This window comes from Frankia sp. CcCS3 (assembly GCF_977927575.1).
Window position 1 is genome coordinate 24859 of the sequence record NZ_CDWRCL010000009.1, and the last position, 15138, is coordinate 39996.

Here is a 15138-nt window from a genome sequence, read left to right on the forward strand (position 1 = left end):
TAGCCGTGCCGGATCCACCTGCATTGGATGAGCAATCCACCGCCAGGGGACGGGGCACGGTCACCCGCGGAAGTGCCGCTCGAGGGCGATCGCGTGACGCATCGCGGCGCGTCCCCGGCGGGTGTCCCCGGCATCTCCATAGGAGACCGCGAGCCGGTACCAGCGACGCCATTCGCCCGGCGCCGCCTCGGCCTCCGCCCGACGCTGGGCGAACGCGGCGTCGGGCGATGCGCGGTCGATCCGGCCCGACGGCCGGCGCACGAGAACCGGCTCGTCGGCTCGGGCGCCGGGGTCGAGGTCGAGGTCGGGGTCGAAGCCGCGGGCGGTGCCGGGCTCGACGTCAGCCGTCGCATCCGCGGCTACGTCGAACATCCGGGCAAGCCGCTCGGTGTCGCGGCCGAAACGCAGCTCACGCAGGATGACGACGGCGCCGATCAGCGGAAGCAGCACGACACCGAGACCGAGTCCACGGGCCGCCCAGCGATCGTCGCCGAGCAACTGGATTCCCCGCCACCCGATCAGCCCGAGGTAGAAGCCACACGCCGCGACGAGCACGGCCACCAGCCACCGGGCCCTCACCTAGACGCCCCGCCCGATGCCGACGCCACCGGACCGTCCGGATCCAGCCGGATCCGTGCCCCGGGCGCCGCCAAGGTCGCCACAACCAGCCGTCCCGACTCCCGAAGACAACCGAAGAGCGCCACATACAGGGGTCGCGTCGCCGGCAACGGGACTCCGCCGTCGATCTCGTAACGGGTGTTGGTCACCTTACGCACCTGTGCCTGTGAATCATCCGCGCCGACCGGCGGAGCGTCCACCCGCCAGGCGAGCATCATCTCCGTGCAGCCCGCGGGCCAGGTCCACCGTAGCCGGTCGTGCTCCAGCCGCAGGTCCGAAGCGGCGGAAAGCTCGTCGGCTGCGGTGCGCGGCGCCGACGGCCGGTCCGGTGCGGCCTCCGGACGCCCGGAGGTCGTCGGCGGCGATGCCCACGGGGACGGGGAGGGGAGCACCCTGTGCTCCCGGGCGAGGGCGGTGACCACCCCCCTCGCCCGGGCGGCGTCAAGCCCGTCCGCCTCCGCCTCGGCGACCAGCGCCGCGGCCTCCACGGGGAGCAGCACGTCCTCCACAAGGACGGCCGCGGCCACCCGCGGGCGCAACCGCTCGGTCGTCGTCACGGCGAGCGCATCGAGGTAGGCGTCCGGCTCGCCGTCGACCAGCAGCGCACCGACCGCGGCCAGGAAATCGTCGAGCAGTGCCCGCCGGCGGTCCGGCCGACGGGCCCGGTTGCGGACGAGCGCCGCATCACGCACCGCTCGGATCTCCGCCCGGCCGGTGCCGGGCCGCACGCCGATCAGGTCGAACAGGCTCCGGGGCGGGGTGCTTCCGGTGATCCGGCCCAGTTCATCGAGATCTGCGCGGACCTGGCCGAGTACCTCGGCGGGGATCGCGCCGGCCGAGGCCTCCGTGGCGGAGCTCCGCGATCCGGCAGGCAGGGCCCGATGACGCCGGATCCGCAGCGTGAACGCGGAGTCGTCGATCCCCTGGGATGCCGCCAGCGCCCGCAAACCGACGATCTTGTCCTCCGGGAGTCCACCGAACCGGGCGACGAGTCGCCCGACCGCGGCGTCCAGGGAGGCGAATCGTTCGTCGTCCCGGGCGGCGGCGACCCGATCCCGCAGCTCTAGGCGCGCGGTACGGGTCGCCAGTGCCGCGACGAGCTCCGCGTGCAGCCCCAGCAGACCGATAATCACTCCTCGGTAGCGGGGGTGGTCCCGGCTGCGCTGCCAGAACGCCCCGACATCCGCGGTCCTGGCCTCGATTGCGGCGTCGTCGAGGGTGTCCACCTCGTCGAGCGGGATGTCGTAGATCTCGAAGGGATCGCTGTGCTCGGCCCCGCCCCGGCTGTGCACGACGGCGAGGACCCGGCGACGGTAGTCGTTGGAGTCGAAGGACCGCATCGCCGCGCCCCTCAGATCCATCCGCTCGGCGCACCACCCGGGCCGCCGCGCTCCCGGCGGGCCCGGGCCACCTGTTCCCGCTCACGGGCGACGTCGGCCTGGCTCAACGCGGCCGAGGTCTCCACCCGTACCGTGAGCGGCCGGTCGACGAGACCCTCATGCGTCGCCGTCACCTCCAGGATCCCATCGAAACCCATCCGGAAAATGATCTCAATCTGGGAGCCGGCCGGGAAACCTGGCGGGATACCCGTGATCTCGGCCTCGGCAATGACCTTGTTGTCCTCGATACGCGCCGATTCGACACCACCGGCCTGTTCGACGACGTAGACGGTGACGGCGTCCTGGTCGTTGCGCACCGTCCCGAACGCGCGCCGGACGGCGATCGGAAGCCGGTCGTTGCGGTGCACCAGGAAGACTGCCCCCTGTTCACCGAACCGGTTCAACGCCAACACCCCGAAACCACGCGAGACAACGTTGACGACCTGTACCTCGACGGTGCGGCGCACCCGCTGGGCGGGCAGGCCGAGGACGCTCGCGAGCCGCCGGCACGCCGCGTCCAGGTCCGCTGGGGCGGCGGTGTCCACGGCAGCCCCGTCAACCAGCTGACCGCGGGTCACCAGGTCGGCGGTCACCAGGCGTTCCAGCGCCTTCTTCTCCCCGTAGATCGCGGCCCCGCGGGCCACGGCGAGGTCGGGATCGGTCAACTCGACGGGCACGGCGAACTCGGCGGCGAGGCGCCTGGCCACGGCCGGCATCCGCGCCGCGCCGCCGACGAGCAGGATCCGGTCGATCCCCCGCACCCCTCGGGCCCGCGCGGCGTCGACCGCGACCCGGGTAAGGGTGATCGTCCGATCAAGCAGACCGGCGGTGAGCCGTTCGAGTTCGTCGCGGGTCAGCGTGACCTCGGTGGACAACCCGGCGTGCTCGACCAGGACCGTCGTCGATGCGACGTCGGTCAGCTCCCGGCGGGCCCGTTCGGCGGCGAGCGCGAGCGCCTGGGCGGTCTCGCCGCCGTCGAGCGGGTCCCGGGCGCCGGGATGGGCCGCGAGGAACCGGTCGCAGAGGAAGAGCACCACCTTCTCGTCCCAGTCGGCACCGCCCAGCTGATGGTCACCGTCGATCGCCACCACCGACACCCGCCGGTCGGCGAGCTCGACCACGGTGACGTCGAACGTACCGCCGCCCAGGTCGTAGACGAGCGCGACCTCCTCCGCCGCCATTCCCGGACCACCGAGCGTACGCCGTGCACCGATCTCGAAGCGGGCAAAGCCGTAGGACAGCGCCGCCGCGGTCGGCTCGTTGATGACGTCGACGACATTCAGCCCCGCGTACTCGCCGGCAAGCACCGTCGCGCGGCGCTCCTCGTCCCCGAAGTAGGCCGGAACGGTGATCACGACGTCCTCGACGGGCTCGCCGGTGGTGAGCGCGGCGTCGGAGACCAGCGCCTTGAGGATCAGACCGCTGACGGCCGGCGCCGACCAGGCCGCGCCGCGGGTGACGAAGCGCCAGTCCCCGTCCCCCATCCGCCGCTTGACCAGGGAGCACACGTCGTCGGGGCGCGCCCGGGCCAGCCGCCGCGCGGTCTCCCCGGTGATGTAGTCGTCGGCCCCCACGAACAGCACCACGCTCGGCAGCGTCCGCGCGTCGTCGGGCAACGGCACGATCTGCGGCTCGCCGGAACCGGACACCCGGGCCAGGCAGCTGAACGTCGTACCAAGATCGATACCGAAGATGCTACGGGTACCCGCCGGGAAACGACGGTCAACGTGTCCGACCACACCCGGAAACCTATCTTTCGCGGCCCGTGGTGACAGCAGACACCTGCCCCGAAGTACCCGCGGCGCTAGTCCAGGTCGAGCAGCGACTCCAGACCGACCGTGAGTCCCGGTCGCTCGCCGACCTTCCGCACGCTCAGCAGCACCCCCGGCATGAACGAGGTGCGGTCGTAGGAATCATGTCGCAGGGTGAGGGTCTCCCCCGCGCCCCCGAGCAGGACCTCCTGATGCGCGACGAGCCCGGCGAGGCGGACGGCATGCACCGGCACGCCGTCGACCCGGGCGCCGCGGGCACCGTCGAGGGCGGCGGTCGTCGCGTCCGGGCCGGCCACCGGCAATCCGGCGGTGGTACGCGCCGCGGCGACCAGCTCCGCGGTACGCCGGGCGGTGCCGCTTGGCGCGTCGGCCTTGCCGGGATGGTGCAACTCGACGATCTCCACCGAGTCGAAGAACCGGGCGGCCCGGGCAGCGAACGTCATCATCAGCACGGCGGCTACCCCGAAGTTCGGCGCGACGAGCACCCCGACCCCCGGTGCCGCGGCCAGCCAGCCACGCAGGGTCGCGAGCCGCGGCTCGTCGAAGCCGGTGGTGCCGACGACGACGTGCTTGCCGGCCTGGACACACCAGCGGAGGTTGTCCATCACCGCGTCCGGGGTGGTGAAGTCGACGACGACGTCGGCCGCGGCGAGCGCACCACGGTCATCGCCGACGCCGAGGGCCGCGACCAGCGCCAGGTCGGCGGCGGCTTCGACGGCAGCACACACCGTCGACCCCATCCGTCCCCGTGCACCGAGCACCCCCACTGCTATCCCTGTTGCCGGTATCCCGGTTGCCGGGACAGCACCGGCTACCGGGCGGGAGTCGGAGTCGGAGTCGGAGTCGGAGTCGGACATTCAGTGAACCTCGAACCTCTCGGGAGGAGAGCCGCTAACGGGCGACGGCGGCGCTGAAGTCGTGGTCGTCGAAGGGTCCGATAACGCCCAGGGCCCAGGACTGGTCCAGCAGCTCCCGCGCGATCGTGGTGACGTCGTCGAGGGTGACCGCGCCCACCCGGGCGATGATCTCATCGACCGGCAGGACCTCACCGTGGACGAGCTCGCTCTTGCCGAGGCGGCTCATCCGGGATCCGGTGTCCTCCAGGCCGAGAATCATCGAGCCGCGGTTCTGCCCACGGGCCCGGTCGAGTTCCTCGGCACTGATCCCGTGCTCGGCGATCTGGCGTACCTGCTCACGGGCGAGCTCGAGGACCATATCGGCACGCTTGGGGGCGCATCCGGCATAGACGCCGAACAGGCCCGCGTCGGCGAAGTGGGAGGCGAACGAACCCACCGAGTACGCCAGCCCCCGCTTCTCCCGGATCTCCTGGAACAGCCGCGAGCTCATCCCACCGCCTAGCGCCGTCGACAGCACGCCGAGCGTGTAACGGCGCGGATCGTGCCGGGACAGTCCCCTAGTGCCGAGCACGAGATGCGCCTGCTCGGTCGGCCGGTCGGTCACGACGATGCCGGGCGGCTGCGGGTAGTCGTACGATCCGCCACGTACCTCGAACGGCTCGGCGCTCACTGTCAGACGGTCGGCGAACGCCTCGGCTACCAGCGCCAGCGCCCGGTCGTGCGCCAGGTTGCCGGCGATGGAGACCACCATCGCCGGCGGGATGTACCGGGAGCGGTAGTAGTCCGCGATGGTCTCCCGGCCCAGCCCCTCGATCGACTCGGTCGTCCCGAGCACCGGGCGGCCGAGCACCGACGACCCGAGCATCGCCTCCGCGAACACGTCATGGACGAGGTCACCCGGGTCGTCCTCGTACATGGCGATCTCCTCCAGGATCACGCCACGCTCGGCCTCGACGTCGTCGGCCGTCACCAGCGAGTTGGTGACCATGTCGGCGATGACGTCGACGGCCATCGCGAGATCGGAGTCGAGCACCCGCGCGTAGTAGCAGGTGTACTCCTTGCCGGTGAAGGCGTTGATGTCCCCGCCGACCGCCTCGACCGACGCGCTGATGATCAACGCGTCCCGGCTGGGCGTGCCCTTGAACAGCAGGTGCTCCAGGTAGTGGGAGCATCCGGCGGTCATCGGCGTCTCGTCGCGCGAGCCCACCCCGACCCAGACGCCGATCGCGACCGAGCGCACCCCGGGGACCCGCTCGGTGATGACCCGCAGACCGCCGGGGAGCACGGTGCGGCGCACCGCGCCGTCCAGCAACGATTCGCCACCGACCCCGCCAGCGAGCAGGTGCGCGGCCCGGGAGCCGGGAACCGGCTTGTTCCGCGGCGCGCCGGCGGTCCCCGCGGAGCAGGTCAGGTCGGGCGTGGGAGTGTCGGACACGACGGGCCGTCAGGAGGCGGCGGCCGCCGCGTCGGCGGCTTCGGCGGCTTCGGCGGCTTCGGCGATCGGGGACAGGCTGATCTTCCCGCGGCTGTCGATCTCGGTGATCTCGACCTGGAGCTTCTGACCCACCGTCAGGACGTCCTCCACCTTCTCCACCCGCTTACCGCCGGAGAGTGTCTTGAGCTTGCTGACGTGGAGCAGGCCGTCCCGGCCCGGGGTGAGCGAGACGAAGGCCCCGAAATTGGTGATCTTCACAATCGTCCCCAGATAACGCTCGCCGACCTCGGGCATCTGCGGGTTGGCGATCGCGTTGATCGCCGACCGGGCGGACTCCGCCGACGGACCGTCCACCGCGCCGATGTAGATCGTCCCGTCGTCCTCGACGGTGATCTCGGCACCGCTGTCCGCCTGGATCTGGTTGATCATCTTACCCTTGGGTCCGATGACCTCCCCGATCTTGTCCACCGGGATCTTGACGGAGATGACCCGCGGGGCGTGAGCGGACATCTCGTCCGGGCTGCCGATGGCCTCGGCCATCACGTCAAGGATCGCGAGCCGCGCCCCGCGCGCCTGCTGGAGCGCCGCGGCGAGGACCGAGGCCGGGATGCCGTCGAGCTTGGTGTCGAGCTGGAGCGCGGTGACGAAGTCCCGGGTGCCGGCGACCTTGAAGTCCATGTCCCCGTAGGCGTCCTCGGCCCCGAGGATGTCGGTCAGGGTGACGTAGGAGTCGTCGGCGTGGATGAGGCCCATCGCGATCCCGGCGACCGGCGCCTTGAGCGGTACCCCGGCGTTGAGCAGCGACAGGGTGCTCGCGCACACCGAGCCCATGCTCGTCGACCCGTTCGAACCCAGCGCCTCGGATACCTGCCGGATCGCGTAGGGGAACTCCTCGCGGCTGGGCAGCACCGGGAGCAGGGCCCGCTCGGCGAGTGCCCCGTGGCCGATCTCTCGGCGCTTCGGCGAACCGACGCGGCCGGTCTCGCCGGTGGAGTACGGCGGGAAGTTGTAGTTGTGCATGTACCGCTTGGTGCGGTCGGGGTTGAGCGTGTCGACCGTCTGCTCCATGCGCAGCATGGCCAGGGTCGTGACGCCGAGGATCTGCGTCTCGCCCCGCTCGAACAGCGCCGAGCCGTGTACCCGCGGGATGTAGTCGACCTCGGCTGACAGCGCGCGGATCTCGGTTGTCGAGCGACCGTCGATGCGCACGCCCTCGGTCACGATGCGGGAGCGGACGAGCTTCTTGGTCAGTGCCCGGTAGGCGGCGCCGATCTCCTTCTCCCGCCCCTCGAACTGGGAGGCCACCTTCTCGGCCGCGAGCTGGCGGGCCCGGTCGAGCTCGTTCTCGCGCTCAGCCTTGCCGGGGATGCGCAGCGCGGCGGACAGCTCGTCGCCGATTGCCGCGGACAGCGCGTCCAGCACGTCGTCGTGATGGTCGATGAAGACGGGGAACTCCCGGGCGGGCTTCGCGGCGAGCGCGGCCAGCTCGTTCTGGGCCCGGCAGAGCTCACGGATGGCGGGCTTCGCCGCCTCGAGGCCCGCGGCCACGACCTCCTCGGTGGGAGCCGGCGCGCCGTGCGCGAGCAGTTCGACCGTGCCCGGGGTCGCCTCGGCCTCCACCATCATGATCGCGACGTCCGAGCCGTCCTCGATCACCCGACCGGCCACGACCATGTCGAAGGTCGCCCGAGCGAGCTCCGCATGGGTCGGGAAGGCGATCCACTCGCCATCGACGAACCCGACCCGGGTCGCGCCGATCGGCCCGGTGAAGGGCAGGCCGGACAGCGTCGTCGACGCGCTGGCCGCGTTGATGGCGACCACATCGTAAAGGGTGTCGGGATCCAGGGCGAGCACGGTGGCCACGACCTGGATCTCGTTGCGCAGCCCCTTGGCGAACGACGGCCGCAGCGGCCGGTCGATGAGCCGGCAGGTGAGGATCGCGTCCTCGCTGGGGCGGCCCTCCCGCCGGAAGAACGAGCCGGGGATGCGCCCGGCCGCGTACATCCGCTCCTCGACATCCACCGTCAGCGGGAAGAAGTCGAGCTGTTCCTTGGGCTGCTTGCTAACCGTCGTCGCCGAGAGCACCATCGTGTCGCCCAGGTAGGCGACGGCCGAGCCGGCGGCCTGCTTGGCGAGACGCCCGGTCTCGAACCGAACCGTCCGGTCTCCGGCCGGGGTCGCGATGACCGCTTCGGCCGCATGTGTCGAGTCGTCCACTCGAACCACTCCATCCTCTTCCTCGGCCGGATCCACGCGGCCGATCCTCTTCTGCGGCCGGGTCCCTGCCAACGAGGATGCCGGTGCTCAGTCGAAGCCCCCGGGTCCGGTGCCCGTACCCATCCCGGCGACCACGACCGAGGACCGGCGGCTCGCACCACCATGGACCCGGCCAGGTCCTCCACACCGCCGAGCGGACGACTCCGCCGACGGCTCGACGCATTCGGTACCTACCCCCAATGCGTCAGAGGGAGCGTCCCGCCCGGGCCGCTCCCTCTTCGCGCTACCGCCGTAGCCCGAGTCGCTCGATCAGAGCGCGGTATCGGTTGATATCCGTCTTCGCCAGGTAGTTCAGCAGCCGTCGGCGACGGCCGACGAGCAGCAGCAGACCGCGGCGGCTGTGGTGATCGTGCTTATGCGCCTTGAGATGCTCGGTCAGGTCACTGATCCGACGAGTCAGCATCGCGACCTGCACCTCAGGCGAGCCCGTGTCCCGCTCGACGGTGGCGTAATCGGACATGATCTTCTGCTTGACGTCGCTCGCGAGCGGCACGCTCCACCTTCTCCTTCTGTTTCGGGACGGCGCGCGTCCGGGGTCTTCCCCACCCGGACCGATCACCGGACCTCGGCATCATCGCCGTCCGGTCCGGACACACCGCACCCGCCTGACCGGGAAGCCTATCAACCCGAGGGGAACCGCTCGGCCCCCGGCGGAGTGAGCCGAGTTCAGACGAGTTCAGACGAGCAGGGTTGCCGCGCGGGTGGCCTCCACATCCGCGGCCATCTGGGTGACGAGCTCGGCCACCGAGTCGAAGCGCAGGGTCGGACGCAGCCGATGGGTGAACTCGTAGGCCATGTACTCGCCGTAGAGATCCTCGTCAAAGTCCAGGAGGAACGCTTCGACGCGCCGGTCGCGTCCCTCGAACGTCGGATTCGTGCCGATCGAGATGGCGGCGGGCTGGCGGCGGCCGGACCAGCAGGCAAAGCCCGCGTACACGCCGTCCGCCGGAACGGCGGCCCAGGGCGTCACCTGGATGTTCGCCGTAGGATAGCCGATGGTGCGGCCACGCGCGTCGCCGTGCACGACGACACCCTCGACCCGGTGCGGCCGGTCCAGCGCGGCCGCCGCGGCCGCTACGTCGCCCTCGGCCACCCGGGCACGGATCGCCGTCGAGGAGAGCACCTGCTCGCCGGAGCGGACGAGACGGACCCCGTCGACCTCGAATCCCTCCCGGGCGCCCGCCTCCGACAGCGTCGCGAGCGTCCCGGCGGCCCGGTGACCGTAGGTGAAGTTCTCCCCCACCACGACCACGCTCGCCCGCAGCCGCTCGACCAGTATCCCGTGCACGAAGTCGGCCGGGGAGACCCGGCTGAACTCCAGCGTGAACGGCTCGACGCAGAGCGCGTCCACCCCGGTCCCGGCCAACAGCTCGGCCTTGAAACGCAGCGTCGTGAGCAGGGCGGGATGGCTGCCGGGTCGCAGCACCTCACCGGGATGCGGGTCGAAGGTCAACACCAGCGAACGCTCACCGCGTTCCCGCGCCAGCCGGACCGCCCGGCCGATGATCTGCCGGTGCCCGAGGTGCACCCCGTCGAAGAAGCCAATCGTGACGACCCCGCCCCGCCACTCGACAGGCGTGTTCTCCGCCCCTCGCCACGTTCGCACGTGCGAAGCCTAGGACATTCTCGTGGGGCGCTGTCGGGCCGCCGAGCCCCGGCCGGGTGCCGCCAGACTAGACCGGGGCGAAGACGACGAGCGACCGGACCGCACGCTCAGTCTCCTCGACCAGGGCCAGCACGGTCCCGTCGGGACCGAAGACGCCGTACGTGCCCGGCCGTCCTACCGGGGGCAAGCGCCGGCCATGGGACACGTCCGCCGCCGCCTCCGCCGTCACGTCGCGGCGCGGGAAGCCAGCCGCGACCGCGTCGGTCAGCGACGTGACCGCCCGCGGCCCCAGCTCGGCGAACGTGTCGAGAGTCACTGCGCCCGCCAAGTCGAAGGGACCAACGGCGGTGCGCCGCAGGGCGGTCAGATGCGCCCCGCAGTCCAACGCCACCCCGAGATCACGGGCGAGCGCCCGCACGTACGTTCCGCTGGAGCAACCGACCGTGACCTCCAGATCGGTTCCGGCCGGGTCCACCGCCCCATCGCCCGCGGCCCGCCGCGCCAGCAGGTCGAAGCGGTGGACCGTCACCCGGCGTGGGGCGAGATCGACCACCTCGCCGGCCCGGACCCTGGCGTACGCGCGTACCCCGCCCACCTTGACCGCGCTCACGCTGGCGGGAACCTGGTCGAGCACCCCGGTGAGGGCGGCCATGGCCCGGGTGAGCCGGTCGGCGTCGACGTCCACCGGACGGTCCTCGACCGGCGCGCCCTCGGCGTCGTCGGTCGTGGTAGTCCGGCCGAGCCGGATCGTGGCGTCATACGCCTTGCCGGTGAGGGCGAGATGCCCGAGCAGGCGGGTTCCCCGGCCGGCTCCCAGCACCAGCACACCCGTCGCCATCGGATCGAGGGTGCCCGCGTGGCCGATCCGGCGCTGCCCGAGAATGCGCCGCGCCCTGGCGACGACGTCGTGCGACGTCCAGCCGGCCGGCTTGTCCACGACGACGAGCCCGTCGACCTGTGGCCCGGGACCGGTCCCGGATCCCCGGCGGGATGCGGCTCCCCCCGGCCGCGCGGGTCCCCGGGTGGATCCCCCCCGGGTGCTCACCGCGGGCTCCGGGCCGCGTTCCCCGGGCCTCCCAGGCGCGGAGCCTGCGCCAGCGCGTCCCGGAGCACGCCCATCAGCTCGTCGAGCGTCGTCCCGCGGGAGAATCCGGCGGCGAAGCGATGGCCGCCACCACCGAGAGCCGTACAGACCGCGCCGACGTCGACGTCCCCCTTGGAACGGGCCGAGACCTTCCAGACGTCACCATCCTGCTTGCAGACAAGGGCGACCTCGGCCTCCGACACGGTGCGCACCGTGTCGATGAGCCCCTCGATCTCGTCGTACTCCAGTCCCGCGGCGCGCAGATCGGCCTGGCTGCACCAGGACCAGACGAGGTCGTACTCGGGCTCCAGCCGGACGCGGTCGAGAACCTCCCTGAGTAGCTTGAGATAGCCGAAGCGGTGGGTGTCCCACAGGGCACGGCTGATCAGGTCGGGACGGATGCCCGTGGCCAGCAGCCGGGCGGCCAGTTGGTGCACCGCCGGTGTCGTCGCGGCGAAACGGAACGATCCCGTGTCGGTCACCAGACCGGTGTAGATCGCTGTCGCGATGTCCCGGTCGAGCCGCACGCCCAGGGCATCGATGAGGTCGACGACCATGGCGCTGGTCGAGGCCACCTCGGGGTCGACCAGGTTGAGATCGCCGAACCGGGTGTTGGAGGCATGGTGGTCGACGACCAGGACCCGGCGACCGGCCGTGGTGCTGGCGAGCCTGCCCAGCCGGGACCGGCTGCCGGCGTCCAGGGTCACCACGAGACCCGGCCGGCCGGTGACGGCCTCGGGAGCCACCAACAGATCCTGACCGGCGAGGAAGCGAAGCACCCGGGGAACGACGAAGGGATCGGCGTCGAAGGATACCCGCGGCCTTCCGCCCAGCGACCGCAGCGCGAGCCCCAGCGCCAACGCCGATCCGAGACTGTCCCCGTCGGGGTTCACGTGGGCGATCAGCAGGATGTCGTCACCGGCGTCGATCGCGCCGGTCAGTGCGGTCACCGCGGCCTGGAAATCACCGGTCGGACCGGCACCGCCCGGGCAGGAGCGGCTGACCGGCGCCGCCGACGGGTCCACGAGATCGGTCGCATCGCTCATCGTCAGTTCCCATCGCCGCTGTCTCGTCCCATCGCAGCTGTCTCGTGCCTGTCACCGCGGTGTCCCGGGCCCGTACCCGTCATCCCTCCTGCCGGGCCGTCCCGCCGTACTCGCCCACCTCATCCAGCTCGCCCAGCTCATCGGGCTCATCCGGCTCGTCGGTGGCGGAGCGCGGCCGGCGGTAGGGATCGTCGTCGCCCGCCGGGCGAGCATCCCGACGGACCTCAGCCAGATACGCGTCGCGTTCCCGGGCAACGCTGATCAGCTTCTCCAGATGCTGGGCGTCGTCGGGAAGCCGGTCATGAACGAAGGTGAGCGTCGGGGTCACCTTCACCCCCGTGGCCCGGCCGACCTGGCTGCGCAGCAGCCCCCGAGCGGATTCGAGCGCCTGGGCCGACGCCTGCCGCGCCGTCTCATCGCCGTAGACGGTGTAGAAGACCGTCGCGTCGACCAGATCCGGCGTCAGCCGCACCTCCGTGACGGTCACCATGCCGAGTCGAGGATCCTTGACGCCACGCTCCAGCATGGACGCCACGACCTCGCGGATACGCACGGCCAGCCGCCGTGCCCGGGCCGGATCAGCCACCGTCCACCTCCTTGTTCGCCGGTCCCGTCGGCGGCACGCTCACCGCGGCAGATGCACCGGGTGCGTGCGGTTCGCCGGGTGCATGCGGTTCGTCGTCCGCGTCGTCCGCCGAGAAGTAGCGCGCCCGCGCGGCGAGCACCTCGACGTCCGGTCGCTGGGCCACCAGCTGCTCGCAGGAGCAGAGGACCTCAACGCAGTGCGCCCGGTCCGCGGCGACGACCGCCATCCCGATCTCGGCTCGCCGGTACAGATCATGATGGCCGGTCTCGGCCACGCTGAGGGCGAAACGGCGACGCAGCTCCGCCACGATCGGCCGCACCACCGACCGTTTCTCCTTCAACGAGTGCACGTCACCGAGCAGCAGATCAAGGTTGAGGGTTCCGATCCACATGGTCGTCTCCCGCCGCCGGGCACACACCGCCGGTGACGATCGAGCAGGCAGCTCGATCGTCACCGGTCGCGGGCGTGCTCAGGCGCGGGGAACCTCCCGTTGCTCGAACGTCTCGATCACATCATCGATCTTGATGTCGTTGAACGACCCGAGACCGATACCGCACTCGTAGCCCTCGCGGACCTCCGTCGCGTCGTCCTTGAAACGCTTGAGCGACTCGACCGTGAGGTTGTCGGCCACGACGACGCCGTCGCGGATGAGCCTGGCCTTGGTGTTCCGCCGGATGACGCCGGAACGGACCAGACAGCCGGCCACGTTGCCGATCCGCGGCACACGGAAGACCTCGCGGACCTCGGCGGTACCGAGCTGCGCCTCCTCGTAGACGGGCTTGAGCATGCCCTTCAGGGCGTTCTCGATGTCCTCGATGGCCTGGTAGATCACCGAGTAGTAGCGGACCTCGACGCCCTCACGGTCGGCCAACTCCGTCGCCTTGCCCTGCGGCCGGACGTTGAAGCCGATGATGACCGCGTCGGAAGCCGACGCCAGCATCACGTTGGTCTCAGTGATCGCACCGACCCCACGGTCGATGATCCGCAGACCGACCTCGTCGCCGACATCGATCTTGAGTAGGGCGTCCTCGAGCGCCTCGACCGAACCGGACACATCGCCCTTGAGGATGAGGTTGAGCTGGGTCTTCTCGCCCTCCTTCATCCGCTCGAGGATCGTCTCCAATGTCGGACGGCCTCGGCTCAGCGCCAGCTCCGCGTTACGCTCGCGGGCCTGACGACGTTCGGCGATCTGACGGGCCACTCGGTCCTCGGGCACCACCAGGAAATTGTCACCGGCGTCGGGAACGCTGGTGAACCCCAGGACCTGGACGGGCCGGGCCGGGCCCGCCTCGACCACCTGACCACCGTGTTCGTCGAGCATCGCCCGAACCCGACCGAACGCCTCGCCGGCGACGACCGAGTCACCGACCCTCAGCGTGCCGCGCTGGACCAGCACGGTCGCCACCGGACCCCGGCCCCGGTCGAGCCGGCCTTCGATGGCGACACCCTGCGCCTCGACCTCGGTCGGAGCCCGTAGGTCCAGGGAGGCGTCGGCGGTCAGGACGATCGCCTCGAGCAGGCCGTCGATGTTCGTCCGGTTGCGGGCGGAGACGTCGACGAACATCGTGTCGCCGCCGTACTCCTCCGCCACCAGGCCGTACTCGGTGAGCTGGCCCCGTACCTTGGCCGGGTCGGCGCCCTCCTTGTCGACCTTGTTGACCGCCACCACGACCGGGACGCCGGCCGCCTGGGCGTGGTTCAGCGCCTCGATGGTCTGCGGCTTCACCCCGTCGTCGGCGGCCACGACCAGGACCACGATGTCCGTCACCTGCGCACCGCGGGCCCGCATGGCGGTGAAGGTCTCGTGGCCCGGAGTGTCGATGAAGGTGATCGGACGCTCGTCGCCGTCGACCTTGGCCCGCACCTGGTAGGCACCGATGTGCTGGGTGATACCACCGGCCTCGCCCCCGACCACGTCGGTGGAGCGGATGGCGTCCAGCAGTTTCGTCTTACCATGATCGACGTGACCCATAACGGTCACGACCGGCGGCCGGGAGCTGAGCTCGACGTCGTCGCCGTACTCCCCGCCGAAGGAGAGGTCGAAGCTCTCGAGGAGCTCCTTGTCCTCGTCCTCCGGACTGACGATCTGGACCTCGTAACCGAGCGTGACGCCCAACAGCTGCAGCGTCTCGTCGGTGCAGGACTGGGTCGCGGTGACCATCTCGCCGAGCTGGGTGAACACGACCTGGACCAGAGCGCCCGGGTTCGCATCGATCTTGTCGGCGAAATCGGCCAGCGAGGCGCCACGCGGAAGCCGGATGGCCTGCCCGTTGCCGCGGGGCACCATCGCGCCCATGCGCGGCGCTTCGAGCCCGCTCTCCCATTCCTGCCGCTTCGCGCGCTTGGACTTGCGCTGGCGACCGGGGCGACCACGGCCACCGGGGCCGAAAGCGCCCGCCGTGGTCCCACCGCGGCCACGGCCGCCGGCCGCGGGACGACCGGGCGCACCGCCACCGCCGCCGCTGCCACCGGGACGAC

General features: G+C 71.1%; 13 protein-coding genes. All 13 read right to left on the minus strand.

Annotated elements, in window-relative coordinates:
* Positions 1–60: 60 nt before the first annotated feature.
* Complete coding sequence (locus AC08OQ_RS01830) at positions 61–579, minus strand: hypothetical protein (RefSeq protein WP_476601714.1); 519 nt, start codon at positions 577–579, stop codon at positions 61–63.
* Positions 576–1979, minus strand: a complete 1404-nt coding sequence (locus AC08OQ_RS01835; RefSeq protein ID WP_476601713.1) for a hypothetical protein — start codon at positions 1977–1979, stop codon at positions 576–578. Before AC08OQ_RS01835 ends, AC08OQ_RS01830 begins: the two co-directional genes overlap by 4 nt.
* Positions 1970–3736, minus strand: a complete 1767-nt coding sequence (locus tag AC08OQ_RS01840; protein WP_476611878.1) for an Hsp70 family protein — start codon at positions 3734–3736, stop codon at positions 1970–1972. Before AC08OQ_RS01840 ends, AC08OQ_RS01835 begins: the two co-directional genes overlap by 10 nt.
* A 65-nt stretch (positions 3737–3801) precedes the next feature.
* Positions 3802–4536: a 4-hydroxy-tetrahydrodipicolinate reductase gene (gene dapB, locus AC08OQ_RS01845; RefSeq protein WP_476593262.1), complete on the minus strand. Its 735-nt coding sequence runs from the start codon at positions 4534–4536 to the stop codon at positions 3802–3804.
* A gap of 124 nt (positions 4537–4660) precedes the next feature.
* On the minus strand, positions 4661–6061 hold the full coding sequence (locus tag AC08OQ_RS01850) for a M16 family metallopeptidase (RefSeq protein ID WP_476601711.1): 1401 nt from the start codon (positions 6059–6061) through the stop codon (positions 4661–4663).
* Between the two features lie 9 nt (positions 6062–6070).
* A complete protein-coding gene (locus tag AC08OQ_RS01855) occupies positions 6071–8278 on the minus strand; it encodes a polyribonucleotide nucleotidyltransferase (protein WP_476611879.1) in 2208 nt (735 codons plus the stop codon).
* Between the two features lie 283 nt (positions 8279–8561).
* Complete coding sequence (gene rpsO, locus AC08OQ_RS01860; protein ID WP_462202578.1) at positions 8562–8831, minus strand: 30S ribosomal protein S15; 270 nt, start codon at positions 8829–8831, stop codon at positions 8562–8564.
* A 183-nt stretch (positions 8832–9014) separates the two neighbouring features.
* Entirely contained in the window at positions 9015–9944 is a 930-nt protein-coding gene (locus tag AC08OQ_RS01865; protein WP_476594812.1) for a bifunctional riboflavin kinase/FAD synthetase, read from the minus strand.
* A gap of 67 nt (positions 9945–10011) precedes the next feature.
* Positions 10012–10989 carry a tRNA pseudouridine(55) synthase TruB gene (gene truB / locus AC08OQ_RS01870; RefSeq protein WP_476611880.1) on the minus strand — a complete coding sequence of 326 codons (978 nt, stop codon included), beginning with the start codon at positions 10987–10989 and terminating at the stop codon, positions 10012–10014.
* Complete coding sequence (locus AC08OQ_RS01875) at positions 10986–12074, minus strand: DHH family phosphoesterase (protein ID WP_476602069.1); 1089 nt, start codon at positions 12072–12074, stop codon at positions 10986–10988. Before AC08OQ_RS01875 ends, truB begins: the two co-directional genes overlap by 4 nt.
* A gap of 79 nt (positions 12075–12153) precedes the next feature.
* On the minus strand, positions 12154–12660 hold the full coding sequence (gene rbfA, locus AC08OQ_RS01880) for a 30S ribosome-binding factor RbfA (RefSeq protein ID WP_476593259.1): 507 nt from the start codon (positions 12658–12660) through the stop codon (positions 12154–12156).
* Positions 12653–13051 carry a DUF503 domain-containing protein gene (locus AC08OQ_RS01885; protein ID WP_462185771.1) on the minus strand — a complete coding sequence of 133 codons (399 nt, stop codon included), beginning with the start codon at positions 13049–13051 and terminating at the stop codon, positions 12653–12655. The genes rbfA and AC08OQ_RS01885 overlap by 8 nt, the downstream gene beginning before the upstream one ends.
* A gap of 78 nt (positions 13052–13129) precedes the next feature.
* A partial coding sequence (gene infB / locus AC08OQ_RS01890; protein ID WP_476611881.1) for a translation initiation factor IF-2 occupies positions 13130–15138 on the minus strand: 2009 nt, incomplete at its 5' end.

What these genes read in the sequence shown, in the direction of transcription:
- AC08OQ_RS01885 (WP_462185771.1), bottom strand. Translation starts at nt 13,051, where the DNA reads ATGTGGATCGGAACCCTCAACCTTGATCTGCTGCTCGGTGACGTGCAC.
- AC08OQ_RS01875 (WP_476602069.1), bottom strand. Translation starts at nt 12,074, where the DNA reads ATGAGCGATGCGACCGATCTCGTGGACCCGTCGGCGGCGCCGGTCAGC.
- AC08OQ_RS01835 (WP_476601713.1), bottom strand. Translation starts at nt 1,979, where the DNA reads ATGGATCTGAGGGGCGCGGCGATGCGGTCCTTCGACTCCAACGACTAC.